21 protein-coding genes and 1 pseudogene are annotated in these 25,875 nt (G+C 43.7%); 11 read left to right on the top strand and 11 right to left on the bottom strand.

Annotation, left to right across the window (positions count from 1 at the left end; all coding sequences use genetic code 11):
• Positions 1-207: 207 nt before the first annotated feature.
• The 7 genes from HQR03_RS13235 to ispF all read right to left on the bottom strand — a co-directional run bounded on the left by HQR03_RS13235 (position 208) and on the right by ispF (position 6,821).
• Positions 208-1,236, bottom strand: coding sequence for a Gfo/Idh/MocA family oxidoreductase (locus HQR03_RS13235; RefSeq protein ID WP_173240452.1), 1,029 nt, complete (start codon positions 1,234-1,236; stop codon positions 208-210).
• A gap of 282 nt (positions 1,237-1,518) precedes the next feature.
• The gene (locus HQR03_RS13230) at positions 1,519-2,478 is read right to left on the bottom strand and encodes an AEC family transporter (RefSeq protein ID WP_173240451.1); all 960 of its coding nucleotides are present in this window, start codon (positions 2,476-2,478) and stop codon (positions 1,519-1,521) included.
• 176 nt (positions 2,479-2,654) lie between these two features.
• On the bottom strand, positions 2,655-2,864 hold the full coding sequence (locus HQR03_RS13225; protein WP_068035549.1) for a ChaB family protein: 210 nt from the start codon (positions 2,862-2,864) through the stop codon (positions 2,655-2,657).
• 216 nt (positions 2,865-3,080) lie between these two features.
• The gene (gene mnmG / locus HQR03_RS13220) at positions 3,081-4,979 is read right to left on the bottom strand and encodes a tRNA uridine-5-carboxymethylaminomethyl(34) synthesis enzyme MnmG (protein ID WP_173240450.1); all 1,899 of its coding nucleotides are present in this window, start codon (positions 4,977-4,979) and stop codon (positions 3,081-3,083) included.
• A gap of 66 nt (positions 4,980-5,045) precedes the next feature.
• Complete coding sequence (locus tag HQR03_RS13215) at positions 5,046-5,633, bottom strand: hypothetical protein (protein ID WP_217271605.1); 588 nt, start codon at positions 5,631-5,633, stop codon at positions 5,046-5,048.
• 198 nt (positions 5,634-5,831) lie between these two features.
• A complete protein-coding gene (gene grxD, locus HQR03_RS13210) occupies positions 5,832-6,182 on the bottom strand; it encodes a Grx4 family monothiol glutaredoxin (protein WP_025653310.1) in 351 nt (116 codons plus the stop codon).
• Positions 6,183-6,317: 135 nt separating this feature from the next.
• Positions 6,318-6,821: a 2-C-methyl-D-erythritol 2,4-cyclodiphosphate synthase gene (gene ispF / locus HQR03_RS13205; protein WP_037025748.1), complete on the bottom strand. Its 504-nt coding sequence runs from the start codon at positions 6,819-6,821 to the stop codon at positions 6,318-6,320.
• A gap of 287 nt (positions 6,822-7,108) precedes the next feature.
• Here ispF and mnmA point away from each other — a divergent pair, with 287 nt between their 5' ends.
• The 6 genes and pseudogenes from mnmA to HQR03_RS13175 all read left to right on the top strand — a co-directional run bounded on the left by mnmA (position 7,109) and on the right by HQR03_RS13175 (position 13,844).
• Positions 7,109-8,332 (top strand): tRNA 2-thiouridine(34) synthase MnmA, encoded by a 1,224-nt coding sequence (gene mnmA, locus HQR03_RS13200; RefSeq protein ID WP_418889575.1) that lies wholly within the window; start codon positions 7,109-7,111, stop codon positions 8,330-8,332.
• A gap of 354 nt (positions 8,333-8,686) precedes the next feature.
• Positions 8,687-9,481: a hypothetical protein gene (locus HQR03_RS13195; protein ID WP_173240449.1), complete on the top strand. Its 795-nt coding sequence runs from the start codon at positions 8,687-8,689 to the stop codon at positions 9,479-9,481.
• A gap of 164 nt (positions 9,482-9,645) precedes the next feature.
• Positions 9,646-10,026 (top strand): hypothetical protein, encoded by a 381-nt coding sequence (locus HQR03_RS13190; protein WP_173240448.1) that lies wholly within the window; start codon positions 9,646-9,648, stop codon positions 10,024-10,026.
• Positions 10,027-10,097: 71 nt separating this feature from the next.
• Positions 10,098-11,340, top strand: a pseudogene (locus tag HQR03_RS13185) (IS256 family transposase).
• A gap of 421 nt (positions 11,341-11,761) precedes the next feature.
• Positions 11,762-13,153, top strand: coding sequence for an adenylosuccinate lyase (gene purB, locus HQR03_RS13180; RefSeq protein ID WP_173240447.1), 1,392 nt, complete (start codon positions 11,762-11,764; stop codon positions 13,151-13,153).
• A 43-nt stretch (positions 13,154-13,196) separates the two neighbouring features.
• Positions 13,197-13,844 carry a DUF2238 domain-containing protein gene (locus HQR03_RS13175; protein ID WP_173240446.1) on the top strand — a complete coding sequence of 216 codons (648 nt, stop codon included), beginning with the start codon at positions 13,197-13,199 and terminating at the stop codon, positions 13,842-13,844.
• A gap of 46 nt (positions 13,845-13,890) precedes the next feature.
• On the opposite strand, the gene HQR03_RS13170 is transcribed toward HQR03_RS13175, so the two are convergent.
• Positions 13,891-14,076, bottom strand: a complete 186-nt coding sequence (locus tag HQR03_RS13170; RefSeq protein WP_025653303.1) for an NF038104 family lipoprotein — start codon at positions 14,074-14,076, stop codon at positions 13,891-13,893.
• Positions 14,077-14,229: 153 nt separating this feature from the next.
• Here HQR03_RS13170 and HQR03_RS13165 point away from each other — a divergent pair, with 153 nt between their 5' ends.
• Positions 14,230-15,402 (top strand): cupin domain-containing protein, encoded by a 1,173-nt coding sequence (locus tag HQR03_RS13165; protein ID WP_173240445.1) that lies wholly within the window; start codon positions 14,230-14,232, stop codon positions 15,400-15,402.
• A gap of 143 nt (positions 15,403-15,545) precedes the next feature.
• Here the strand turns inward: HQR03_RS13165 and HQR03_RS13160 are convergent, their stop codons facing one another.
• The 3 genes from HQR03_RS13160 to HQR03_RS13150 form a co-directional block, all read right to left on the bottom strand.
• Positions 15,546-16,235, bottom strand: coding sequence for a 1-pyrroline-5-carboxylate dehydrogenase (locus HQR03_RS13160; RefSeq protein ID WP_173240444.1), 690 nt, complete (start codon positions 16,233-16,235; stop codon positions 15,546-15,548).
• Between the two features lie 11 nt (positions 16,236-16,246).
• Positions 16,247-19,522, bottom strand: coding sequence for a bifunctional proline dehydrogenase/L-glutamate gamma-semialdehyde dehydrogenase PutA (gene putA, locus HQR03_RS13155; RefSeq protein WP_173240443.1), 3,276 nt, complete (start codon positions 19,520-19,522; stop codon positions 16,247-16,249).
• A 746-nt stretch (positions 19,523-20,268) separates the two neighbouring features.
• Positions 20,269-21,564 carry an NCS2 family permease gene (locus tag HQR03_RS13150; RefSeq protein WP_025653299.1) on the bottom strand — a complete coding sequence of 432 codons (1,296 nt, stop codon included), beginning with the start codon at positions 21,562-21,564 and terminating at the stop codon, positions 20,269-20,271.
• A 479-nt stretch (positions 21,565-22,043) separates the two neighbouring features.
• Here HQR03_RS13150 and tolQ point away from each other — a divergent pair, with 479 nt between their 5' ends.
• The 4 genes from tolQ to HQR03_RS13130 all read left to right on the top strand — a co-directional run bounded on the left by tolQ (position 22,044) and on the right by HQR03_RS13130 (position 25,679).
• On the top strand, positions 22,044-22,772 hold the full coding sequence (tolQ, locus tag HQR03_RS13145; RefSeq protein ID WP_173240442.1) for a protein TolQ: 729 nt from the start codon (positions 22,044-22,046) through the stop codon (positions 22,770-22,772).
• A complete protein-coding gene (gene tolR, locus HQR03_RS13140) occupies positions 22,769-23,227 on the top strand; it encodes a protein TolR (RefSeq protein WP_025653296.1) in 459 nt (152 codons plus the stop codon). Before tolQ ends, tolR begins: the two co-directional genes overlap by 4 nt.
• A gap of 74 nt (positions 23,228-23,301) precedes the next feature.
• The gene (locus HQR03_RS13135) at positions 23,302-24,303 is read left to right on the top strand and encodes a cell envelope integrity TolA family protein (RefSeq protein ID WP_244952042.1); all 1,002 of its coding nucleotides are present in this window, start codon (positions 23,302-23,304) and stop codon (positions 24,301-24,303) included.
• Positions 24,304-24,452: 149 nt separating this feature from the next.
• On the top strand, positions 24,453-25,679 hold the full coding sequence (locus tag HQR03_RS13130; protein WP_244952041.1) for a translocation protein TolB: 1,227 nt from the start codon (positions 24,453-24,455) through the stop codon (positions 25,677-25,679).
• The last annotated feature ends 196 nt before the right edge of the window (positions 25,680-25,875 follow it).

Genomic DNA, 25,875 nt, shown 5'->3' with positions numbered 1-25,875 from the left:
GTTCATGGTTGCAATCTCACTTTGGTCGGTGGATAAAGACTTTGATGCTAGCGCATCTAGGTCTTTTTTTCACCTCATATTTGGTATTGCACTTCATGTGTTAATCTAAGTGTTAAAAAAGCCACCTTCTCTTATTCGAGAAGGTGGCTTTTTTACGGTTTAAATAACTATCTTAAGTAGTAGAATACAAAGTGTTTTTAAACAGCATTACCAATCAACTGACGACCCTAGATTTTTTTGTTCAGCTTGTTTTGCAACATATAAAGCAACTGCCGCATCAAAACTTGCCGCACCTACAGACTTAAACAAAGTGACTCCATCAGACTTAGTGGCCTCTTCTTTTAACGCACCCGTTGCTAACGCTTGCAAATCACCGCTGAGATCATCCCAAGTCCATGTGCAATCAGAGTTATCATGCGCTTGGATTAAATCGCCTGCTTCGTGTCGGCTACCAGCCAAGTCATCAACGACGACCATGCTACTGCTTGCAACGACGTCGTTACCGATCTCTTTCATAGTTGCTTGATAGGCGCCTACCGCATTAATATGTGCATCAGATTTAATTTGATCGATGCTAAATAAACCTTCGGTCGCACGGGTTGCTACGTTAATAATATCTGCATCACGAACCGCATCACTTAACTCTTCACAAACCTTGATTTCAACGTCCCATTGAGGATAATCATGGGCAAAACTCGTTTTAAATTGCTCCGCGCCTTCATGATTTCTGTTCCACAAATACACTATTTTAATTTCAGGGCGTACCGTTAATACAGCGTTTAACTGCTCATAAGCCATACCACCACAACCGATAACAGCGACACTTTGGCAATCAGACTTTGCCATGTATTTGGTTGCGATACCTGATAAAGCTGCCGTACGCACCTGCGTAATATAAATACCATCCATAATCGCTAATATCTCACCGGTATCGTTGTTTGATACCGTAATAATAGCAGTGGTCGTTGGCATATCACGACTAGGATTATCAGGGCAAATAGTGACGAGCTTTACGGCGGTGTATTCTTTTTCACCATCATAAATAGTCGCTGGCATTGATAAGTGTGAGCCTGAGCTATGCTTCTTATCTTCACTAAAGGTTTCAATGACTAGACGTTCAGGCGCTTTAATCCAATTAGGATTCGCCGCTTGCTGATGTAATAATTCTTCAATAGCATCAATAGCTGCTTGCATATTAAGATGTTCGGTCACTACCGCTTTGTTTAATAACTGCACTGTGAGCGCTCCTTGCTTGTTAAATTTGTGAATTTACAATCGTATTTATTATGGAGTTATTGTTACTTCCATCTATTCAATACTTATATACGTCTCATCATGCCTTTATCTATCAGGCAAGGCAATAGCCACAACGATAACACTTTAATGCTAAGTTAAAAAATTACCCAGTAAATACTATATTTTTAAAAAACTTCAAAATAAAAATCCTGTCAGTTTTTTTAGGTAAATTAAAAAATGCGATTTAAGGTAGCTTCTCTAGATTGCCATTATATATGGTTACTACATCCACCCTAAAGCACGTAACATCGCCGCGCCAATCGCCATCCCAAACATTCCTACTACCGTGGTAAACGCTAAAATATTGGCGGCTAGCACGTCATTGCCACCCATGGCCTTTGCCATTACATAGCTAGCAGCTGCGGTCGGTGATGCTGCCATTAAAAACAACACCCCCATATGGACGCCTGATAAACCAAACGCCAGACCAACGGCAATTGCTATCATGGGGGCAACCACGATACGTCCAATACTGGCCTGCATAGACAAGCCTGAAGGATGCAGCATCGACTTTAAGTTGATACTGGCACCAGCGCAAATCAGTGCTAATGGCAATGCTACAGCTGCTAGTAAGTCGCCAGTCGTATGAATGACACCTGTGAGTGGCGGCAACATAAGAGCCTTATAAGCAAAGGCGGCTAGTAAAGCGATTATGAGTGGATTGGTAAATAGTTTTTTAATAATCATAGTGCTACGACTAACCCACGTATCATCGACGCTCTTCGACACACGACTGAGGGTAATAACAGCTAAGATATTAAATAATATCGTCACCACACCCATATATACAGCACCGATACTTAAGCCTCGCTCTCCGTAGGCGTTTGCAACTGTCGCCAGTCCAATAATAGCCATGTTGCTGCGAAATATACCTTGTACGAATACTCCTTGATCCGCTGGACGACTGACAAAACGCTTGGCATAAACTTCTGCACCGATAAATAAAATAAAGGTCACTAAAATACCAGCAACTATCAGCGTGATTTGTTTGCCATAATCAACATCACTATCGACCACACTAAAGAAAAGCAAACATGGCAAACAGTAATTAAAGACGAAGTTTGAGGATTGATCGATAAAGGTTTGACTCGCCTCGCCGCGTCTTTGCATAAAAAAGCCCAATCCCATTAAAGCAAGGTTGGGCAGTACAATAGTAATCGCAAAAACAATGGCTTCGATCATAGATAAGCTCGGATCAGCAATATGCTCAAAGCTATGTTTTCAAAGCCATGAGCATATACTTGTTATAGGTCGGATTAGGGTGTATTTGTGAATGTTCAACACGCCCTAAATATTGGAAGATTAAAATATTATAGAGTGCTGCATTATAGAATGAGACATTACAGTGTAGTGCATATCTATTTATGATCTGGTTTTTTTACCCATTTACCGTCAGAATTTTTTTCATAGACATTCTCAACGGCTGCCCATGCGGTAGCAAACCAACGTGACTCCTCATCATACTGTTTACTCGCACTATTGAACGCCGCACGAAAGATTTCTTGTGCGTGTTTGGGTAAGTTATCTTTTACCGCATCCGGTAAGTCTGATAATTTATCATAAGGCATAAAAGCACTCCTTGTCTATAATCGACTAACGCCATTATCTTTAACAATCCTATTCTACCTATTATTTGTTCACAAAACAGAATAGAGCAGTATTATGCTGTTTTTAAATTGTTAAGAGCATTGTTAGGCGCTTGACCATAAAAAGAGCCCATAACTAAACAACGTTATGAGCTCTTTTTATGATTCTTTATTCAGTGTTCTTTTTTTAGTGATGTTTTACGACAAATTTAAAGCTGTTGCGACTTTTTTGTGCTTTTTGACTGTCATGGCTAATAATTGAATAGCCGCAGGAGTCACACCACTCACGCGCCCAGCTTGGGCAAGCGTAGCAGGACGTACTTGCGTTAGCTTTTGCACAATCTCATTTGATAGCCCTGACACGATACTATAGTCAAAATCCATTGGCAACGCCGTATTCTCTAAACGCTTCATCTGATCAATATCTTCTTGCTGACGATCTATGTATCCGGCGTACTTGACAGAAATTTCAATCTGCTCACCTACCTGTGCATCGACTTGCGAATCAGTAATCGCAGCGATATCGGCAAAGTGGATTTGCGGACGTTTGAGCAAATCAAAAGCAGTCGCTTCTTTGCTAAGTACTTCGCCTGTTTGCTCAGTGACTTTTTGTCCTAGAGCATTCGCAGGGGTTGTCCACATATCTTTTAGACGAGCAGACTCAGTAGCAATGGCTTCCATTTTCTGCTCGTAAGCCTGCCAGCGCTCATCATCAACCAAGCCAAGCTTACGGCCCGTCTCAGTCAAGCGTTGATCAGCATTGTCTTCACGTAGCAGTAGGCGATATTCTGCACGGCTAGTAAACATACGATACGGCTCAGTTGTGCCATGAGTGATAAGATCGTCGACAAGCACGCCAAGATAAGCTTCATCACGGCGCGGTGTCCAAGTTTCAAACTCACTATTATTAGTGGTCACTAACGCCGCATTTGTTCCCGCTAGCAAACCCTGCACGCCCGCTTCTTCATAGCCTGTCGTACCGTTGATTTGACCCGCGAAGTACAAGCGATCAATAGATTTGGTCTCAAGCGTTGGCTTTAGATTTTGTGGATCAAAATAATCATATTCAATCGCATAACCGGGACGGGTAATATGCGCATTCTCTAGACCTTTCATACTATGAATAAAGTCTAGTTGCACATCAAATGGTAAGCTGGTCGAGATGCCGTTTGGATACAGCTCATGCGTCGTCAGACCTTCTGGCTCAATAAAGATTTGATGACTATCTTTATCAGCAAAGCGGTGAATTTTATCTTCAATCGATGGGCAATAACGTGGACCCACGCCTTCGATTTTGCCAGAGAACATCGGTGAGCGATCTAGATTCTCACGGATAATGTCATGGGTACGCGCATTGGTATGTGTAATATAGCAGTTGACCTGCTCAGGATGCATAGATACATCACCCATATAGCTCATCACTGGCAACGGTGTATCACCGGGCTGTACCGTCATCACACTAAAGTCAACGCTACGCGCATCGATACGTGCGGGCGTGCCGGTCTTTAGACGTCCAACTGGCAGCTTTAGCTCACGCAAACGGTCTGCCAATTTAATAGAAGGTTGATCCCCTGCGCGTCCGCCTTTTGAGTTCTCAAGACCGATATGAATGACACCGCCCAAGAATGTTCCTGAAGTTAGAATTACAGTTTCGGTCTTAAAGATAATGCCAGTGGAGGTGACAACCGCCGTCGCGCGACCATTTTCTACCAAAATATCATCAGCACCTTGTTGGAATAAATCAAGATTGGGCTGATTTTCTAGCGTTTCACGAATGGCGGCTTTGTACAAAATGCGATCTGCTTGCGCACGGGTCGCGCGCACGGCAGCGCCTTTACGACTGTTCAATACACGAAACTGAATACCTGCTTTGTCCGTCGCCAATGCCATGGCACCGCCCAACGCATCAATCTCACGTACCAAGTGTGATTTACCGATACCACCAATCGCTGGATTACAGCTCATCTGCCCCAGCGTCTCAATATTATGCGTCAACAGCAAGGTCTGCGCGCCCATACGTGCGGCCGCCAGAGCAGCTTCAGTACCGGCGTGACCGCCACCGATGACGACCACGTCGTAATGTTTTGGATATTGCATGCATGCCTCGCTTGACAGATAACGTCAATATAAATAGAGAAAAATAGTCACCAATTATAGCAATTTTTAGTCGGTATTCATATTGTTACCAGGACTCAGCGGTACAATGCGATCTGCGTGACCACTACCTAGCATATGCTGACTACCATAACCCTCTGGATTAATCTGCAAGTAGGCATTCATCTGCCCAATCGCATCACCGTCATCACTGGCTAAGATCTGACCTTTAATCAGTTCAACGGGTGGCAGTGGTAAGTTTTTGAGTAATGCCAAGCGCTGATCGTTATCACCCCTATTGACAACCAATTCAATTAGCTGACGCGCATCAATCGGCAAATCTGGCGTATTTTGTGCCATTAATGCTAGGTGATAAGCACCAGCCGTGTCTTGATCCGCAACGACACGCTGCTCAATGGCTACATAAGTCGCTTCAGTTGCACCGCCTGCCACACTGAGCTGATGGATACATTTAAGTGCTGAATTCGGCTCATTGCCCGCAATATCAATAATACGCGTAGATTCATTTTTTAGGTGTTCACGGCGCTTCTCGATAGCCGCTTGCTTGATCACTTCTTGTTGGTTATTTTTTTGATCATTTTCTTGATCAGCAACTTGTGGTTCAGTAAGTTCATTATTATTTAATTGATTATTCATAAGTCTCTCTTATTATATAAACTGGATTTATCTTGAAAACTATATGGGGTTAAAACCTATAAAAACAATCAATTGCACAGACAATAAAAAACCCGAATAACCATTTCAATCTATTAAGAAAGGTCATTCGGGTTCACTGTGCTTTGATATCACGCTTTGCGTTTAGACATTAAGTTAGTCTAATCATGCGAGTAAATATTAAGCAGCAGGGCTGTTTGCTTCAACCAACGGCTTAAGCTCACCTGATTGATACATTTGTAAAATGATGTCAGAACCGCCCATCAACTCGCCATCAATCCATAATTGTGGAAACGTTGGCCAGTTGGCAATTTTTGGTAATGTTGCACGGATTTCTGGGTTTTCTAAAATATTGACAAAGGCAAATGGACGACCGATTTGGGTAAGTACCTCAATCGATTTAGCAGAAAAACCACACTGTGGAAACTGCGGTGTCCCTTTCATATAAAGAATGACTTTATTGTCTTTAATTTGATCACGGATCAGTTGTTCAACATCGTTTGCAGCGGTATTTGGGGTTTGCTCACTCATAAAAGCTCCTATTGATAAAGCGGTTCATTGAAATGGTTATTTATATGACAAAATAGTACTATGAAGATATGGTTGATACATGGGGCGATTGACACGGTATTACAAGCAAAATCTATATACTGGTCCAGCCAATCGTTATTTGGCTTCGACGACATTAGGGACTAATAATACCACGGCATTGGCCATAATGCCCTCTTGCCGACCGGTAAAACCTAGTTTTTCAGTCGTTGTGGCTTTGACACTGACATGTCCAATATCAGTTTGCAAGTCACTGGCGATATTCTCACGCATGGCCTGATTGTGCGGGGCAAGTTTTGGGCGCTCACACATCACCGTAATATCAGCATTGCCAAGCATATATCCTGCCGCTTGTACCTTGCTATAGACATAACGTAGCAATACTCGCGAGTCCAGACCCGCATGCGCCGCATCAGTATCTGGAAAGTGCTGACCGATATCGCCAAGCGCCAAGGCACCCAACAGCGCATCCGCGAGTGCGTGCAGTACTACATCGCCGTCAGAATGCGCCAGTAAACTATGGCTATGCTCAATAAGCACACCCGCTAAGATGACGTATTGCTGCTGCTGACCATTATTATGAAAAGCATGAACGTCGATACCTTGACCAATTTTTATCATTGTTATTCCAAATTAAGCGTGATTAAAATAATTGACAATCACTATCTAAATTTTCAAAGCTATTTTCTAGCAGTCAGGCCGTATAGCTCGCCACCAGTTTTAAATTAACTGGTATAATGTGACGCTTATTTTATCATAATACCCAGTCCAAGAGATAAGTCTAAACGATGAGATAACCCTGTCAACTTACTAAGCCTATTAGAGGCGTTATAGTGAGGTCAGTGGTATTTCAAACTTTATTTCAAATTTGGACAAGGTATAAAAAGTTGAGCCGTTCTATGTCAGTCATGCCAAATACTTCAAGCATATCCGTTTCTGATTCTTTCAGCGCCCAGCGCCCTTTGACGCTTGCCGATATCGACAATCCTAGCAGCAAACATGTGATTGTCGGTATGTCAGGCGGGGTCGATTCTTCCGTGTCTGCCGTTTTGCTACAGCAAGCAGGCTTTAAGGTGGAAGGTCTATTCATGAAGAACTGGGAAGAAGATGACGGCACCGAATACTGCACAGCGATGCATGACTTAGCCGATGCGCAAGCCGTTTGTGACAAGATAGGCATCAAACTACACACCGCCAATTTTGCCATGGAATATTGGGATCGGGTATTTGAGCACTTCTTAGCGGAATACAAAGCAGGACGTACACCCAATCCTGACATTTTATGCAATAAAGAGATTAAATTTAAGGCGTTTTTAGACTACGCACTCACTCTAGGTGCTGATTATATCGCTACCGGTCATTATACGCGCCGTAGTGTGAATTACAAAAATGACAATGGTATGGAAGTCGCGCAGCTATTACGTGGTCTTGATAACAATAAAGACCAAAGTTACTTTTTACATGCCGTTGGCGGCGACAAAATTGCCAAAACCCTGTTCCCAGTCGGTGAGCTTGAAAAACCGGTCGTACGTCAAATCGCGGAAGAGCACGACTTAATTACAGCTCATAAAAAAGACTCAACGGGCATTTGCTTTATTGGTGAGCGCCGCTTTAAAGACTTTTTACAGCAGTACTTGCCCGCCCAAAAAGGCGATATCGTCACTGACGATGGCCACATTATCGGCTCCCATGATGGACTTATGTATTATACCTTAGGTCAGCGCGGTGGCATCGGTATTGGCGGGGTCAAAGACCGTCCCGAAGAGCCATGGTTTGTACTCGCAAAAGACTTAGATAAAAACCGCTTAATCGTTGGTCAAGGTCATGAGCACCCAATGATGCTTAGCAATGAACTACAAGCTTATAAGCTTGACTGGGTCGATGGTCTACCTCCTGCAGCTATATTTAGCGCTGAAGGCTTACATTGTATGGCAAAGTCGCGCTATCGTCAGCCAGATCAAGCCTGTCATGTGTTTGCTATTGATAATAAAGGTTTGGAGGTGAGAGCTGTATTTGACGAGCCACAACGGGCGGTAACCCCGGGTCAATCAGCAGTATTCTATATTGATGAGGTTTGTCTAGGCGGCGGCGTGATTGAGTCTATCGATGCGCCACTTTCTATCCTTAATTAATACTAGGCCGTGTCCTCAATCCAAGCGATTGTATCTAAATGGGCTGAAAATGGCTAAATTTTTGCCAAACATCGTTAAGTAGCTGATTAATATCTCGATATCATTTGCGCTACTCTCCCCGTTTGACTGCAATTTATCTCATTTTTATGACCATTTTTAAAATGAGAACACGCTCTAAAAACATTTATATAACAAATCTTACATAAACACACTTACCGCTAATCTAAGTAATACTACCCTTTAATCACTTTTTGTGCGGTAACTCTATGAAATTGTGCTATAAATAGACATGGCGGCATATACTCTCATCTGTCGTATTTACAATAGTGCGTCTAATTTACTTCAGGATATTTCATGAGCTATCGTTTTTCCTCAATCTTTGATTCTGCAAAGACTTTGAATATGCCTATGAAGTATCCTATCGCCTTTATTATTGTGATAGGTTCTTGTCAAGCATACGCAGCACCGCAAGATATGGGCACTATTACTGTAAACAGCCGTAGTCTATCAAACGGTACAGCTTCTGGCACTTATATAGCTGCTGGCTCAGGTGCAACTGGTAGTTTTACGCTCACACGTATTAACAATAATACTCGCGGTTATCTAAGTAATGTTGAGATAAAGCCTACAGGTCTTCCAGCTACAGGGACCAATGGTATAGAGATTAGCAACCTTGCAGATACTAATGTCAGCAATGATAAATTTACTTATACCTTTACCATTACTCCTAATGACAACACGGCTATCCATACTATTAAGATTGGTCAAGCCAGCTACACGACCAGCGGTAACTCAGAGGTTGCGCAACATACTTTAAATTTTACTAAAAGCACTTTAAACAGTCGAGCGGTTCAAGCAAGTGTTAGAACAAACCCAAGTGTTCCCTATTACTATGAAGCCATGGGGGATTATTTTATGGGTAAAAGAGATCCAGCTAACACTAATAACTTTATTTATAACGACCCACAACCTCATTTCAATTACGCGAAAATAGTGGCAATAAGCTATATTTTTATCGTTTTGACTTTCTTAACGGTACCAATCAGGGCGGTAATGTATATAGACCTAGCACTACGGGTGGAGAGGTCAGTGTTCGAAGCGGTGCCACTGGCTTTTTACCGCCGACGCCAACCTTTTCAAACATTATAAAGTCGACTTCAACCAGCCCTAATAATCAGACTACCTACCCTCCTTTAACATCAAATATTGCCGATGGTGGTAAATATATCAGCTATGGTATTGAAAACAGTGCCAGTAACTACGTAGTGGCGGTAAGAAATGCGAGCACTGTTACCTTAACTTATGAAGGTATCATGAATGGTAGTAACGGCTTGACAGGAGAGACGGTTGGTGAGACGTATAACGAATGGATCAGCTTTGGAGTAGAGAGCGAGCCCTTAAATTATATATTTTCTGGTACGGTATTTAATGATAACGGTGGTATCAGCGATAGCGCTGCTGACCCAGACAAGGTAGGCGCTCCTTATAGCAGTAATAGTAATTATTTTAATGGTACATTCGATAGCAATGAAGCAGGTGTTTTAGTTAAAACAGGGAGCGTCGCTAGTAGAGTTCGGCTAGTAAATGATTGTGATAACCCTACGACGACTTATGCCACCCAAACATTAACAACAGCTGACGCTGGCGTATATCGGTTCACTATACCCGTCGAGCCTTTCCTAAAAACTGTGTAACTGCTTATAATCCACTAACCGGAGAATAAGCAGTGACTACTCAATCTGACATTAAAAAACTGGCCGAGCAAATGGCTGGTAGCATGAAAAGCTTTGATAACATCAAAGACTTCCAAAAGCAGCTCATGCAATCCTTTATTGACACTGCCTTAGAGGCTGAGATGGAAGACCATCTCGGCTACCCCAAGCATGAGAAAGCAGATAAACCAAACAAGCGCAACGGACACACTAAAAAGACCGTCCGCAGTGATACAGGCGATCTTGAAATCTCTACCCCAAGAGACCGCGGTGGCAGCTTTGAGCCTGTACTCGTTAGTAAGCATCAAACCCGTATCTCAGGTCTCGATGACAAGATCATATTTCACTACAGGCATAGCCTTACGTCTTGCGCTTCGGGCAAGTGTCTCCCAGACACTTGCTGATCCTCGCTCATACGCCAAGGGTCAAACCACCACTGAGATCGTAGAGAGCATTAAAGAGCTCTACGATGTCGACATCTCAAGCTCTCTTGTCTCAAGAGTCACCGATAACATATTAGAGGACATCACCGCTTGGCAGAACAGGCCATTGAATAGTGTTTATCCTATCGTCTATTTGGACTGCATCGTCGTGAAGATACGTCAAGACAAGCAGATCATCAACAAGGCTATCTATCTGGCGCTAGGTGTTGCTCTTAACGGTAAAAAAGAGCTGCTTGGTATGTGGTTATCAGAGAATGAAGGCGCTAAGTTCTGGCTAGGCGTTCTCACTGAACTACAAAACCGCGGGGTACAAGATATCCTCATTGCCTGTGTCGACGGCTTAAAGGGCTTCCCTGATGCCATCAATACGGTTTATCCCAACGCTCAGGTTCAGCTGTGTATCGTGCATATGGTGCGTTACTCCATGAAGTTTGTACCATGGACGGATAAAAAGGCCGTAGCGGCTGATTTAAAGGCTATCTACGGTGCTGATACGCTTGAGATAGCAGAGGCTAACCTTGAACACTTTGATGAGACTTGGGGCACAGAGTACCCGCATGTGGTTAAGTCTTGGCGCAATAACTGGGAGGGCTTAACGGTGTTCTTTGAGTATCCTAAAGACATCAGAAAAGCGGTTTATACCACCAATGCGATAGAGTCGCTAAACAGTGTGATTCGGACGGCGGTGAATAAGCGTAAGGTGTTCCCATCTGATCAGGCAGCATTCAAAGTGGTGTACTTAGCCACCCAGCAGGCGTCTAAAAAGTGGTCTATGCCCATTCGTAACTGGACGTCTGCTTTGAATCGCTTTATGATTATGTTTGATGATCGTATCAGCAAGCATTTAATCTAAATGGCAGTTACACAGAATCTGGGATGGGCTCCGTATATATAGAGTTTGGATCCTCCTAAACTCTATTTTTCGTATTTGAATCGACTGCCGATCAATCCAAGCTAGGATAGCTTTATCTCAATTCAATTGGATCAACTTCGTTGTCATCGCGCCTTCTACGTAATTTCTTTCTTTGAGCGATCCTTTTGTAGAATAAACTTCCTAACACCTATCGTTATGGCATCTTATTGTCATTACAAACCATAGTAGATGTAGCTCTTTTTATCCTCTAAAGTCTCTTCGAACAAAAATTTTTCTGTAGTATTGATAACACGCCTCATTTTTATCCAAATTTCACCTCCAATCAGGGTATAATTGTGCGACTAAAATATCCATGCTAGGTTATGCATTGATTCACTTATTTCAATTTTAAGGCATCACTATGACTCCCCTTACCGCCCTCTCTCCAATCGATGGTCGTTACGCGTCCAAAGCCGACAGCTTGCGCCCCTACTTGTCTGAATTCGGTCTAATCAAAGCGCGCGTGACGGTTGAGATTCGTTGGTTACAGTCGTTGGCGGATAATAGCGCAATCGGTGAATTAGCAGCGTTTGATACCGATACCAATGCGTTTTTAAATAGCATCGTTGACGATTTTAGCGAAGCGGATGCGCAAGCGATTAAAGACATCGAAGCGACGACCAATCATGATGTGAAAGCGGTCGAATACTTTATTAAAGATAAGTTTCGCGGGAATCAGCAGTTAGAAGATAGCCTGGAGTTTATTCATTTTGCTTGTACCAGTGAAGATATCAACAATCTATCATATGCATTAATGCTAAAAGACAGCCGCGAAATCGTCGTTGCTAAAATGCAGCAAGTCACAGATAGCATCGTTGATTTGGCGATTACCCATGCTGATCAACCCATGTTGTCACGCACACATGGTCAAACGGCTAGCCCAACGACGCTCGGTAAAGAGATGGCAAACGTCGCTTATCGCTTAGCCCGTCAAATCAAACAAATTGGTGACATTGAACTGTTGGGCAAAATCAATGGTGCAGTCGGTAACTATAACGCGCACTTCTCAGCTTACCCTGATGTTGATTGGCAAACGCATGCTGAGCAATTCATTAATGAGCGTTTAGAGCTGACCTTTAATCCTTACACCACGCAAATCGAGCCACATGATTACATCGCTGAGTTGTTTGATGTAGTAAGACGCTTCAATACCATCTTGATCGATTTTAACCGTGATATTTGGCAATATATTAGCTTAGGCTATTTCAAGCAGCGCCTAAAAGACGGCGAAGTGGGCTCATCGACGATGCCGCATAAAGTCAATCCAATTGACTTTGAAAATTCTGAAGGTAATTTAGGCGTTGCTAATGCCATGCTCGCACACTTAGGTGAGAAGCTACCTATTTCACGTATGCAGCGCGATTTATCAGACTCAACCGTACTCCGTAATATCGGTGTTGGTCTGGCACAGAGCATGATTGCGTTTGACGCTTGCTTAAAAGGTGTGAGCAAACTTGAGTTAAATGCACAGCGCTTAAATGACGACCTTAATCAAGCACAAGAAGTATTGGCTGAGCCGATTCAGACAGTGATGCGCCGCTACCGCGTTGAGAACCCTTATGAGAAACTTAAAGCCTTAACTCGTGGTAATGCCATGACTCGCGAAGCGATGCTGACATTCGTTGAAAGTGACGAGTTAGCAGCCGTTAGCGATGCGGATAAAACACGTCTACGTGAACTAACTCCAGCGACCTATATCGGTAATGCAGCTGAGCAAGCACGTACGATTAAAGAGTGGATTGCTAAGCTTTAATCATTAGCTATGAATAATTGCTAATAATTAAAGAAGCGTGCAAATGCATCGAAACTTTAACTCTGTCATTGTCAGTACTGTAGCGGTATTTATCGTCATGGTACTGGCAAGCATTGAGCCTCTAGAGTGGTCAAGCTACCTACTCCATCAATTAGGCACGCTGTTGTTTTTGGCATTAATGCTGTTTGCGTATCGCTACTGGCATATTAGCTCACGCTCCTATGCCCTTGCCTCAATATTCCTCCTCATTCATATCATAGGCGCACGCTATCTATATTCGTATGTGCCTTATGATAACTGGACAGAGCGGCTATTTGGTATAAGCCTAAACGAGTTGTTTGGTTGGCAGCGCAATATGTATGACAGGCTCGTACATTTTAGCTACGGGCTATTGCTGTTCAATGCGATGGTTGAAAGCTCAAAATCTATCTTTAAGATATCATCCATCAAGCTTTTAGTCGCTATCGCCCTCATGATTAATATGTCATCGAGTCTGCTGTACGAGCTACTTGAATGGGGAATTGCAGCGACTTTATCACCAGAAGCGGCAGAGGCTTACAATGGTCAGCAAGGCGATATTTGGGATGCCCACAAAGACATGGCATTAGCGCTCCTCGGTGGGCTGATTGCGGCAGGCATTCTTTTATTTAAGGCTTCTATTCAAACTCGTAGCTTTAACAATAACCGTTAAATAACAGCCTTTTAAAACAGACACAAAACGATTGCTAAAGAATAAGTTAATCGTCCTTTTTGTCGTCATCACTGTCGCCCGGTATGATAGCTTTGCCCACAGCGACGGTACCTTTTACCACGCCCTTGGTGGTTTTATAAGCAACTTTGGCAGGTACGGTCACTATCTTGTGTACACAGGCTTGTAGTAAAAACACGCTAGCGATGATGACAATAAAATGTAATTTTTTCATAAATTTCCTACGATTGATGGAATGCTCTGACAGTAGCCATTAACGTTAATAAGACTGGCAATCAGATAGGCGATAATCATAAACTATTAAAACCTTCCTATAAAGCACTCCTCACGATTAATCTTATAACTCTCTTTGAATCTGGATGTATTAATGACCTCAACTTCCCTTTGTTTACCCGACTCTATTACGCCTGAGCAATTCTTAAATGACTATTGGCAAAAAAAACCATTACTTATCAAGCAAGGTTTACCGCAATTGATTGGAATGTTTGAGCCAGAAGACATGCTTGGCCTAGCACTTGAAGAAGACGCTTCGGCGCGCCTGCTTATCCAAGCTGCAACTAAGCAAAAAGGCCAGCCACAATGGAAGCTTAAGAAAAGCCCATTGGCTGAAACTGATTTTGATAACTTGCCAGAACAATGGACTGTGCTGGTTCAGAATATGGAACAGTGGTCACCTGAGCTTGGGCAATTGTGGCAAGCCTTTGACTTTATTCCGCAGTGGCAACGTGATGATATTATGGTTTCATACGCGCCCAAAGGTGGCTCAGTTGGTAAGCATTATGACGATTATGATGTATTTTTAGCGCAAGGATTTGGGTCTAGACGTTGGCAGCTTGGCAAATTCTGTGATAAAAATACTGAGTTCGTCGCCGATGAGCCGATTCGATTGTTTGATGATATGGGCGAGATTATTTTTGATGAGAAATTGGAGGCCGGTGATGTACTCTATGTGCCGCCGAAGCTGTCGCATTTTGGGGTTGCTCAAGATGATTGCTTGACATTCTCTTTTGGCTGTCGTCGTCCAAACTTGATGCAAATCATCGACAGCTTAGCTGATATCGCCACCAACGATAGCGACTTATTCGTCCCAATGCTGTTGCCACAAGCGCTGCAAGCATCAGGTGAATTGCAAGCGAGCAGCATTAGTGCCGTCAAAGATCAGCTATTACAAATGCTACAGTCTGAGCACGGCGACGATATCATTCGTCAAGCAGTGTCTGAAGTCGTGAGCAAGCGCCAGTATGATGCACTGATGCCAGAAGAGACGTTAGATACCGATGAGCTGATACAAGCTCTAGCAGAAGGTGCCACGCTGCAAGCCGACTATAGCAATCGCTTGCTCTATAGCTTGACTAATGATGGCATCACGCTGTATGCCAATGGTCAGCGTATCGATGGGCTTGACGAGGCAACAGGCGCTGTATTGGTGCGTTTGGCAAATGGCGAACACCTAAATAGCCAAGATGTGACGGATATTGATGCAGATGACTTGAGCGAATGGCTAGAGAACGGCTGGGTATGGATCGACGCGGCTGAATAGCTTTTAATGCGATTTTATTAAATTTGGCTTATCCAACCATAAGAAAACCGATACCTGATTGATTCAGATATCGGTTTTTTAATGCATATTACTTTTTAAGTTAGAGTCTTTATTGTGACATTAGACATTACTTAAATCCTTGGCTAAGTACCAAGCTCAAGCAAGCTCGCATTACCACCAATAGCGGTGGTATTAATCGTTCTTACCCGCTCAGTAACAAAGCGATAGAGGTAATCAGGCGTTAGCATCTCTGACATGCCTTCCATATCGGTCACGGCAATCACTTGCGTCAAAATACCATCCGTATTGGCAAGCTCTTGACTGATTGTCTGTATTTCACTGTTATTACCTGCAACAGCAACTTGCGCGAGACGGTCAATATATAACAGCGTAATCGTTTGCGAATCATTAGCCACACTCAATACATCATCGCTAATGCCAGTGTCATAAAGTATTTTTGCTGCTTCATCACACATCTCAGCCTGACTAGGACAATGCAATATCACTTCATTGCCCGTCAATAATGCAGCGATTAGCTGTCCAAGTACTGCCATCGCCCGCGCAGACTCACCGCCGATGACCATCGTTTTACCACGACCAGTGACATATAAGTCGTTGGACTCACCTGTTGCACCCGTCATACGCTGTACTTTATCCAGACTGGGCGCGGCGTTCAATAAATGATGGAATAGACGCTTTGCCTTGTTGGCATCACCAGTCAGCAAAGCCAGCTTAGGTATCGCAGCCTCAAGATAAGTGGCGCGATTGACTGCGCTAAGTAATCGCCAAGCTTCACAAACCTGGGCATGATTTTTTTTAAATTCAGTCGCCATGTTGCTGCTCCTTATGCGATTTCTGGTTGAGTAAGTGATTCTGTTTTAGTATTGGTAGCAGTGTTTTGCTTAGTAGCACTTGTTTGCTCAGTAGCGACTGACTCAGAGCTTAGCTGCATGAGACGGGCGACGTAATGTGGACCACCCGCTTTTGGACCCGTGCCCGATAGACCACAGCCACCGAACGGTTGGACGTTTACGACCGCACCGATTTGGTTACGGTTGACATAGGTATTACCGACAAAGGCACGGCGTTCAATATGCTCAACAATATTTTCAATACGGCTGTGAATACCTAACGTTAAGCCAAAGCCAGTAGCATTGATGGCATCGATAAGCTTATTTAAATCACGGGCTTGATAACGCAGCACATGTAATATCGGGCCAAAGTGCTCACCACCAATCACGTCGATACTTTTGACTTCAATCGCGGTTGGTAACACAAAGGTAGATTGCTCTTGACTGACAACCGAGCTGGCACTCATAGGTGTCTGCGCCAAGATATTGGCCGTTGGCTCAGCGACCATACGTTCGATATGCGCCTCAAGACCTTGCTTGGCATCATTATCAATGACTGGGCCGACATCGGTAGCTGCATACAGCGGATTGCCTACAACCAGTTCAGCCATATTGCCTTGCAGTAGCTCAATCAACTCATCAGCGACTTCTTCTTGTACACATAATATGCGACAAGCTGAACAACGCTGACCTGCTGAGCCAAAGGCAGACAACACCGCATCTCTGACTACTTGTTCAGGTAGTGCTGTCGAATCGACAATCATGGCGTTCTGACCACCCGTCTCAGCGATAAATACGGGCAACTCCCCGCTGGCTTGCGCATGATCATTGAGGCTTTGATTGATACGTTGCGCGGTTTGGGTCGAACCGGTAAAGATGACACCAGATAAATTGTCAGCGGCGGTTAATGCCCCACCCACTTCACCTGCGCCAGTGACAAACTGTAGCGCTTCGACTGGCACGCCAGCTTGATACATCAGCTGCGCACCGAAATGCGCGATCAAACTGGTTTGCTCAGCAGGTTTCGCGACAACGGTATTACCCGCGGCGAGTGCTGCCATAATCTGACCAGTATAAATAGCCAATGGAAAGTTCCAAGGGCTAATACAAACAAAGGTGCCGCGCGCTTTATACACTTGGCGCGACTGCTTGCCAGATAGGTCGGTAAACTCATGCGCTTTTGCGTCTAAGCGTTCCGCTTCATCCGCATAAAAACGGCAGAAATCAACGGCTTCTTTGATCTCATCAATACTGTCTTGCATGGTCTTGCCAGCTTCAACTTGGCACAACGCCATCAGTTCAGCATAGTTTTCTTCGTAGAGGTCAGCGATTTTGCGCAATATTTCCGCACGTTTCGCCGCTGGCACTGTCTGCCACGCGCTTTGTCCGGCTACTGCGGCATCAATGGCTTGACGCGCCAAGTCTGCATTGGCGTATTGTACGTCGCCTGCGATAACTTCATGATTCCACGGCGCACGCACTGTATGACTATCAAGCTTTTGAGCTTTACCATCCACTGAAGAGTCATGAATTGCTTGCCCATTGATAATAGGCGACGCTGACCATGTCTTTGTTAAATGACTGTCAATCGCGGCTTTGAATAATAGCCACTGCGACTCTACAAATATATTGGGACCAAAGCTAGCACGGCGATCGCCATAAATCTCTAAAGGCAACGGAATCTCTGGATTGTTTAATGTATCATTCGCTACTAGCTTGTCATACGGATGTACCGTCAGCTTATCAATCGGATAAGACTTATCTAACAACTGATGCACAAATGAGCTATTCGCACCATTTTCGAGTAAACGGCGTACTAGATATGGCAGTAAGTCTTTGTGCGCACCAACTGGGGCATAAATACGAACAGGGATCTTGTATGTTTGTAAGATATGGTCATAAAGCGCATCACCCATGCCATGCAAACGCTGAAATTCAAAATCTCTATGCGCACTCATGGTCATCACTGATGCCAAAGTATGAGCATTATGGGTCGCAAATTGTGGCCAAATAAGTCCGCGCAGATGCTCAGACAACAAGAAGCGAGCACAGGCCAGATAAGCGGTGTCTGTGCCTTCTTTACGCGTCCAAACGGGATATCCTGACAAGCCTTTCTGTTGGGCAAGTTTAATCTCAGTATCCCAATAAGCACCCTTAACCAAGCGTAACGGGATACGATCGCCAACTTCTTTTGCCAAGCGTGCAAGCCAAGCAAAAATAGCAATGGCGCGCTTAGAGTAGCCTTGCACCACTAGACCCAGTCCATCCCAACCAGCAGTTAGCGAATCACGATAGAGCGACTCAAACAGCTTTAGAGATATCTCTAGGCGATCGGCTTCTTCGGCATCGATGCTCAAATCCACATCCACTTCGCGTGCCGCTTCGATCAGCAATAAGCAACGCTGACGCAATAATCCCAACACCTGAGCTTCTTGCGTGGCCTCATAACGTGGATGCAGTGCAGACAGCTTGATAGAAACTGACGGCTTTGGCATGCCCTCTTGAACTTTGACATTGGCAGTTGCTTTAATCGCATGCAAATAGTCGTTAAAGTATTTTTCGGCGTCTCTATGGGTAATCGCCGCTTCACCCAACATATCGAACGAATAGGTATAGCCTTTATTACGATACGGCTGACTGTTTTTGTTGGCGTCTTCAATCGTCTCACCAAGGACAAACTGATGCCCCATAATACGCATGGCTTTTTGCATCGCCGCCCGAATCATTGGCTCACCCATTCTTTTGGTCATTCGATCCAAAAATCCTGAAGCAGTCGTGCTATTGTCGATACTGACGACACGGCCCGTCATCATCATGCCCCACGTCGAGGCATTGACCATAAAACCATTGTCATCTTTTAAATGCTTTTTCCAGTCCGCCACACTCATCTTGTCACGAATCAACGCATCAGCGGTATAATTGTCTGGCACGCGAATCAAGGCTTCGGCCAAGCTCATCAGCAAAATACCTTCTTGCGTATCAAGGCTGTATTCAAGCAATAACGAATCAACCATTTTGATTGCTTTGCCATCATTGCGCACATATTCAACCAGCTGGCGCGTCTGATTACTAGCCGCCTCACGCTCTTCATCACTGGGTTTAGCAAGTGGTAATAAGTCAGACAACCAACGCTGCTCATCGACACTATACAAAGGTGAGATGCGCGCATACAACTCATCTGCGGACTGATCAATATAGGCTGGCGATAGCATATCGACCGGGTTAAATAAAATCGGCTCTCTCGGGGTAAACTGCTCTACTGGGTTCATACCAACTCCATAACTATCGTCTAAAAACCATGATAAATGGTCAATGAGGAAAACTGATTGCGCAAGCTTACTGCCTATAATCCTACGATATTCAATAGGAACTATTGACTGCGGCTCATAACAATAATCAAAAGACCAAACGGCGCCATCGCAAAACGAGCAAATCCAGCATAAGCTGGAAACGTTTAAGTAGGTCGTTCGAGTGTTAAACGGGCTACGTTAACAATATAAAGGCAACAACGAACAGCTAAGCGGCATTAGTGCCTTCTTCTTGTCAGTAGTGAAAGGAGTGCGATTGATAGCTCAAGGTCGAACCTTATTAAAATAATAACCATAAGTTATCACGCTAATGAGCCCAGATCCGTCATCTTATACGGCGCTAATTCACTGTAAGAAAAACCTCTACGGCGTTGATTGAGGTGATGCGCTTAACCTAGCTATGGTATCATGAAAAAAAATTTCGAACTAACGATATTTAGGATTTAAGTCAATAATTATATCTTTTAAAAACAATTAGTTATCTATAATTTATTGGTAATGACGCTTTAGTTATAATTTTTTGTTTACTATTGGTTATTAATTGTTTTTTGAGTCGAATACTTTCCGCTAATTATGACCAATGACTTTCTTTCAAACGTAAAAAAACCCTCCTTATTACTCACTGATAAAGAGGGTTAAAATTCAAAATACTAATAAGGTTAAAAAACCAATAACCCTATTATTGGCAATGTCATACCATCAGACATTTATAACAATACTAACTTTGCCAAAAGAATCGCTGTCAAAACCCAGACAGGAATTGTAATTTCAGAGAATTTACCCGTCATCAACTTCACCGCGGTAAAGGTAATAAAACCAAGCGCGATACCATCAGCGATAGAATATGTCAGCGGCGTTAATAGCAATACAACTGCGACTGGTGCGGCTTCGGTCAAGTCTTCCCAATTGATGTCTTTTAGCGTGAACAACATCAATACCGACACATAGAATATCGCCCCTGCCGTGGCATAAGCAGGAATCATACCGGCTAATGGTGCAAAGAAAATACTGAGCAAAAACAGCACACCGACAGTCACTGCCATCAGACCCGTACGACCACCTGAAGCAACTCCTGACGCACTTTCAATATAACTGGTCGTTGAAGAAGTACCTAGCATGGCACCAGCAACCGTAGCGGTTGAATCAGCCAATAAGGCTTTGTCCATATTAGGGATGTTGCCGTCTTTATCGATAAGCCCTGCTTTATTAGCAATACCAACCAAGCTGCCCGCTGTATCAAACAAATCAACGAATAAGAAAGCAAAAATAACGCTGATCATACCAATATCAAACGCGCCCGCGATATCAAGCTGTAGGAACGTTGGGGCAATGGGTGGCGGTGCCGACATGATACCAGTGAATTGCGTATGTCCCGTCACCAAACTAACCAAAGTGATGAACAATATACCAATGGTAACCGCGCCTGGGACTTTTTTATAGACCAGACCAATAATGATGAAAAAGCCTAAGGCCGCCATCATGGGTGGAAATGAAGTCATGTCCCCAAGCATCACTAACGTCGCATCACGTCCAACGATGATGCCGGAGCTTTGCAGAGCAATAAACGCCAAAAATGCACCGATACCGGCAACGATACCTTGCTTCAGACTGGTAGGGATGGCATTAATAATCCATTCGCGTATCTTAAATAAGCTCAAAAGGATAAACAAACACCCTGATAAGAATACTGCTCCTAATGCGGTCTGCCACGCATAGCCCATGCCCAGCACCACACCGTAGGTAAAAAAGGCATTTAAGCCCATACCTGGCGCCAATGCCACCGGCAGTCTGGCATAAATACCCATGATAAAGCAGCCTATTGCCGCTGCCAAACAAGTAGCAACGAACACCGCTCCTTTGTCCATACCCGCTTCTGCTAATACATTGGGGTTTACAAAGATGATGTAAGCCATCGTCAAAAAGGTCGTAATACCGGCTAGGATTTCCGTTTTGACCGTGGTGTTTTCACCGTTGATCCCAAAATAGCGTTCAATTGCATTCATAAGTGTCGCGCCCAGCTTGCTAGTGAAAGAACAAATTTAGTGGCGCCTAAAATAAAGATGACGTCAGCAAGCAAGTTGCGACGTCATAATCAAAAGGCAGCGGTAACAAAGAGCAATATTTTAGAGAAATTGAGCTACAAATTCAATCATTACCCGTGCCTTACGCGTTTAAAACGAAAATAAGACTGTACTGTCATTCTATTATTGGATAATAGTCGTGTTATAGAATAATCTAGCCTGCAAACCTACCTTATATCGATAAAAATCATAACTCTATCAATAAAACGCATTTTTTTTCGCTTTAAGCTTTTAAAAAAATGACCTTTTCTTCATTTAGCAGTACACTAGTCGGTTGATATAAGTGTACAGAATGCAACGAACGATACTTTGCTGTCCTACATCTTGAGTTGTCAGAGGTCTTATCTGGTCTGCGTGTGACGCTTATGCCAGTTATTGTTAATTACCCGTGAGTCCATTACATGCCTGAATCATTAAATATTATTGACCTTATTACCCAAGCCAGTCTATTGGTACAGATTGTGATGGCGCTGTTATTATTAGCGTCTTTGCTCAGTTGGGTGATTATTTTTCGTATGAGTGCACGGCTCGGTACGGCTAGGAACTTTGATCAACAGTTTGAAACGTGGTTTTGGTCGGGTGAAGATTTGGCAAAGTTGTACCAAGGTGTGCAAGGCTCGCCTGAGCGCCAAGGACTTGAGCAGATATTTTATGTCGGCTTTTCTGAATATTTAAGAATGCACAAAAAACGCCAGCCAAAAGACGACATTATCGATGGGGTTGAGCGTAAACTTCGGGTCGGCTTAGGACGTCAGCAGCAGTTATTAGAATCTGGGCTCACGACCCTAGCCAGTATCGGCTCAGTCGCACCTTATGTCGGTTTGTTTGGCACAGTATGGGGTATTATGAATGCCTTTTTGGGACTCTCTCAAACGGAACAGGCGACTCTCGCTTCTGTTGCGCCAGGCATCGCGGAAGCACTCATTGCCACGGCGATGGGTTTATTTGCAGCGATTCCTGCTGTGCTCGCGTACAACCACTTTACGGCCAAATCGAGCCGCTTGTACGATTCACGCGCGTTATTCTGCGATGAGATGACAGGGATGCTCCAGCGTGAGACCAGTGCTCAAAGCGTGATAGACAGAGACACTGCCCTTAACAGCAATGCTGGTCAGGTGACAGGGCTATGAAACCAAACCCTTATCGCCGTGAGAAAAAAGCGCTGAATGCGGAGATGAATGTCGTTCCTTATATCGACGTCATGCTGGTGCTACTGGTGATATTTATGGTGACAGCGCCAATGTTGATCACCGGCGTCGATGTCGAGTTGCCAAAAGAGCAAACCAATACCTTGAGTCAAAGTCAACTACCCGTGATTGTCTCTTTAACTGACAGTGGCGAGATTTTTATCAGTTATGAAAACAATGTTGATTTGCCAATTAGTGAGCCCGAGCTGATTAATACCTTGTCTAATCTGCAATCGCAGAGCAGCAATGCAGGTGCGCAGCCTTTACAAGTGATGATCAACGCCGACCAAAACAATCAATATGGTGCCATTATGACTTTGATGGCAAGCTTGCAACAAGCAGGTATCCAAAAGGTGGGATTATTAACGGGCGCCCCCTTACCCACACCTTCATTGTAATCAATTCTATTGTTAGTATCGTTTGTTATAATAAGTGAATAATCTGATGAACCTTGTCTTTCAATACCCTGTCCATGAGTATCACTGCCATGAATAATGCGCCTGCTGTTTATGTGCCGACCCAACCTGAAGGCAATGGGCTGACACTGCCTACGCTGCTCAGCTTGCTTGCACATGGTCTGGTGATTGGCATACTTATTTATACTTATCAACATACAAAAACCGACACTGTGGAAAGCATTGAGACGGTCATGGTATCCCCTGAGCAATTGGCTGAGATGCAAGGGCAAATCCTTGCCAACCGTGCAGCGGCGGCCAGTGCTATGCAAGCTGACAGCAGTGCAAACAGTGCATCAAACACCCCATCATCAGAAAGTTTTAGCGATAGCACCAGTCAGTCAAACTCTCAGCGCGTACCTGTCTTTACCCGTTCCGATGATCCTGCCAGTCGTCCGATGCTCATGAGTGAAGAGCAGCATCAACGCATACTTGAGCAAAATCAAGAATATGAGCGTAATATGGCTGAATGGGCAGCCAAGCTAGATGAATCGGTGACAGAAGAGCATGGTCAGGTAGAGCAAAACAAAAAAGAACAGCTAATAGAAGAACAAAAACAGCTGGGTGATTTCCGTCATAAACAAAATAACCCGCCTCATATTCCACGCCCGACTGCGACTGATAAAAATTTAAAGATTGACACTGGCAGCTCTGGCAGTGCCAGTAAAAACTTTAGCTTATCAGAAGATGGTGAGTCGACCATATCTGGAAGTATGTCTGGTCAATCTAGTGGTGGTAGTCCTGCCCGTTCTAGCGGTGCTAGCGATAGTGAGATAAAAGCACTAATCAAAAAGAATCTTATATCACCAGAAGGAGCTAAGGGGCAAACTGTCCTAGCAACTCTGACTATTACTGTTGATAGCAGTGGTATTATAACTGGTTACAATGCATCAGGAAGTAACCCAAAATATAATAAAGCACTAGAAGATGCAGCTAGGGTTACTAGGAAATTACCCATTGGTCCTGACGATCCTAAATACCCTACTTTTAGCATAGAATATATTGGAACAACTAAATAAAACTCAGTATATAAAAACCTCATTTCTTAAATTTTAAAAGTATCAAGATTCTTTATTGATTTTAGGAGAATAAATTGTACAAGTATATTTATAAAAAAAAGCTTACAACTCTGTGTATTAGCGCATCATGTTTACTTGCTTCTACTAGTTTGTCTGCCAAAGAAATAGTCGTACTACAGGATAGTTTCGAAATTCCAGTCCAACAAAACCAAGTGGTTTTCGTGCCATTTGCGGGCGATTCTGTATTATCACCGATTATTCTCAATGATTTGAGTAAAACAGAATTAAAGGTGACCAATAAAGATTTACCGCAGCAGCCGCACAGTAGTAGTGAACTTTCTGGCACGCTACCCGTCTGGCAGAGCATGGGTATTCCTTACCTAGTTGTCGGCAATACTCGTAGTAACCGTGGTAAAATCGTCACCGATTATGAAGTCGTTGATGTCAAATCTGGCCGAGTGATTGAAGGCAAGCAAACCTTAACAGCGGACAATAATAAAGAAAGCCTGCGCTACGCCGGTCACGTCATCGCTGACAAAGTTTATGAACTGATTACCGGTATACCGGGTGACTTCTCCGGGCGTATTGCCTATATCGAAGAAGTGGGTACTGGTAAAGAAAAAGTATCGCGCTTAAAAGTGATGGATGCTGATGGCGAAAATGCCAAGACCATTACTGAGGTTGCCGGTTCGATATTCTCCCCATCGTGGTCACCAGATGGTAACCGTATCGCCTACTCTGTACAGCGTGATAAGTCATATCCTGTTATCTATGTACAAAACGTGAGTGGCGGCGGAGCAAGTGCATTAACGCCTTTTAAAGGTAGCAATTTAAGTCCCTCGTTTTCACCTGATGGTAGCAAAATACTGTTTTCAAGCAGCTTTGAAGGCAGCGCTGATATTTACGAGATGAATGCCAGCGGTGGTAAACCTAGACGAATTACCAATTGGCCAAGCAGTGAAGTGCAACCAAGCTACGCCCCAGATAGCAAATCTTTTGTGTTCGTCAGCGACCGAGCAGGATTTAATAAACCACAGATTTATCGTTACGAGTTTGGTTCGGGACGTACAACCAAAGTATCCAGTAGCGGTTATGCCACCAGCCCGCAGTTTAGTAGTGATGGCTCACAAATTGCCTTTTTAAGTGGTCGCTCAGCCGCTATTATGAATAGCAGTGGCGCGGTAACCACCAATTTGGGCAATACAGGTATCGATGAAGCGCCAAGCTTTTCACCCAATGGTAAACGCGTGGTTTATGCTTCTACTCAAGGTGGCAAAGGTATCTTGACCATCAAGTCTCTAAATGGTGGTGAGTCATTTGGTAAATCTGGACAAGGCACTATTCGCTCACCAGTCTGGTCATCTAGCCCTAAATAACTTATACAGCTCCCAAGCTTTACGAGTTAATAAAAGCGTAGATAAAAAAAAGCGCCTAATACATAATTAGGCGCTTTTTTATGTTTCTTAGATTAACACATGAAGTGCAATACCAAATATGAGGTGAAAAAAAGACCTAGATGCGCTAGCATCAAAGTCTTTATCCACCGACCAAAGTGAGATTGCAACCATGAAC

The organism is Psychrobacter okhotskensis (assembly GCF_013248965.1).
Lineage (GTDB): Bacteria > Pseudomonadota > Gammaproteobacteria > Pseudomonadales > Moraxellaceae > Psychrobacter > Psychrobacter okhotskensis.
Note: the sequence above shows the minus strand (reverse complement) of the source record. Positions and strands in the feature narration are given on the sequence as shown.

Bases quoted from the DNA above. Each gene is read 5' to 3' on its own strand.
- HQR03_RS13170 (WP_025653303.1), bottom strand. From the start codon at position 14,076: ATGAAAAAATTACATTTTATTGTCATCATCGCTAGCGTGTTTTTACTA.
- HQR03_RS13160 (WP_173240444.1), bottom strand. From the start codon at position 16,235: ATGGCGACTGAATTTAAAAAAAATCATGCCCAGGTTTGTGAAGCTTGG.
- HQR03_RS13225 (WP_068035549.1), bottom strand. From the start codon at position 2,864: ATGCCTTATGATAAATTATCAGACTTACCGGATGCGGTAAAAGATAAC.
- tolQ (WP_173240442.1), top strand. From the start codon at position 22,044: ATGCCTGAATCATTAAATATTATTGACCTTATTACCCAAGCCAGTCTA.
- HQR03_RS13135 (WP_244952042.1), top strand. From the start codon at position 23,302: ATGAGTATCACTGCCATGAATAATGCGCCTGCTGTTTATGTGCCGACC.
- HQR03_RS13150 (WP_025653299.1), bottom strand. From the start codon at position 21,564: ATGAATGCAATTGAACGCTATTTTGGGATCAACGGTGAAAACACCACG.
- purB (WP_173240447.1), top strand. From the start codon at position 11,762: ATGACTCCCCTTACCGCCCTCTCTCCAATCGATGGTCGTTACGCGTCC.
- ispF (WP_037025748.1), bottom strand. From the start codon at position 6,821: ATGATAAAAATTGGTCAAGGTATCGACGTTCATGCTTTTCATAATAAT.
- HQR03_RS13195 (WP_173240449.1), top strand. From the start codon at position 8,687: ATGAGCTATCGTTTTTCCTCAATCTTTGATTCTGCAAAGACTTTGAAT.
- mnmA (WP_418889575.1), top strand. From the start codon at position 7,109: ATGCCAAATACTTCAAGCATATCCGTTTCTGATTCTTTCAGCGCCCAG.
- HQR03_RS13175 (WP_173240446.1), top strand. From the start codon at position 13,197: ATGCATCGAAACTTTAACTCTGTCATTGTCAGTACTGTAGCGGTATTT.
- tolR (WP_025653296.1), top strand. From the start codon at position 22,769: ATGAAACCAAACCCTTATCGCCGTGAGAAAAAAGCGCTGAATGCGGAG.
- HQR03_RS13165 (WP_173240445.1), top strand. From the start codon at position 14,230: ATGACCTCAACTTCCCTTTGTTTACCCGACTCTATTACGCCTGAGCAA.
- mnmG (WP_173240450.1), bottom strand. From the start codon at position 4,979: ATGCAATATCCAAAACATTACGACGTGGTCGTCATCGGTGGCGGTCAC.
- putA (WP_173240443.1), bottom strand. From the start codon at position 19,522: ATGAACCCAGTAGAGCAGTTTACCCCGAGAGAGCCGATTTTATTTAAC.
- grxD (WP_025653310.1), bottom strand. From the start codon at position 6,182: ATGAGTGAGCAAACCCCAAATACCGCTGCAAACGATGTTGAACAACTG.
- HQR03_RS13215 (WP_217271605.1), bottom strand. From the start codon at position 5,633: ATGAATAATCAATTAAATAATAATGAACTTACTGAACCACAAGTTGCT.
- HQR03_RS13190 (WP_173240448.1), top strand. From the start codon at position 9,646: ATGAATGGTAGTAACGGCTTGACAGGAGAGACGGTTGGTGAGACGTAT.
- HQR03_RS13230 (WP_173240451.1), bottom strand. From the start codon at position 2,478: ATGATCGAAGCCATTGTTTTTGCGATTACTATTGTACTGCCCAACCTT.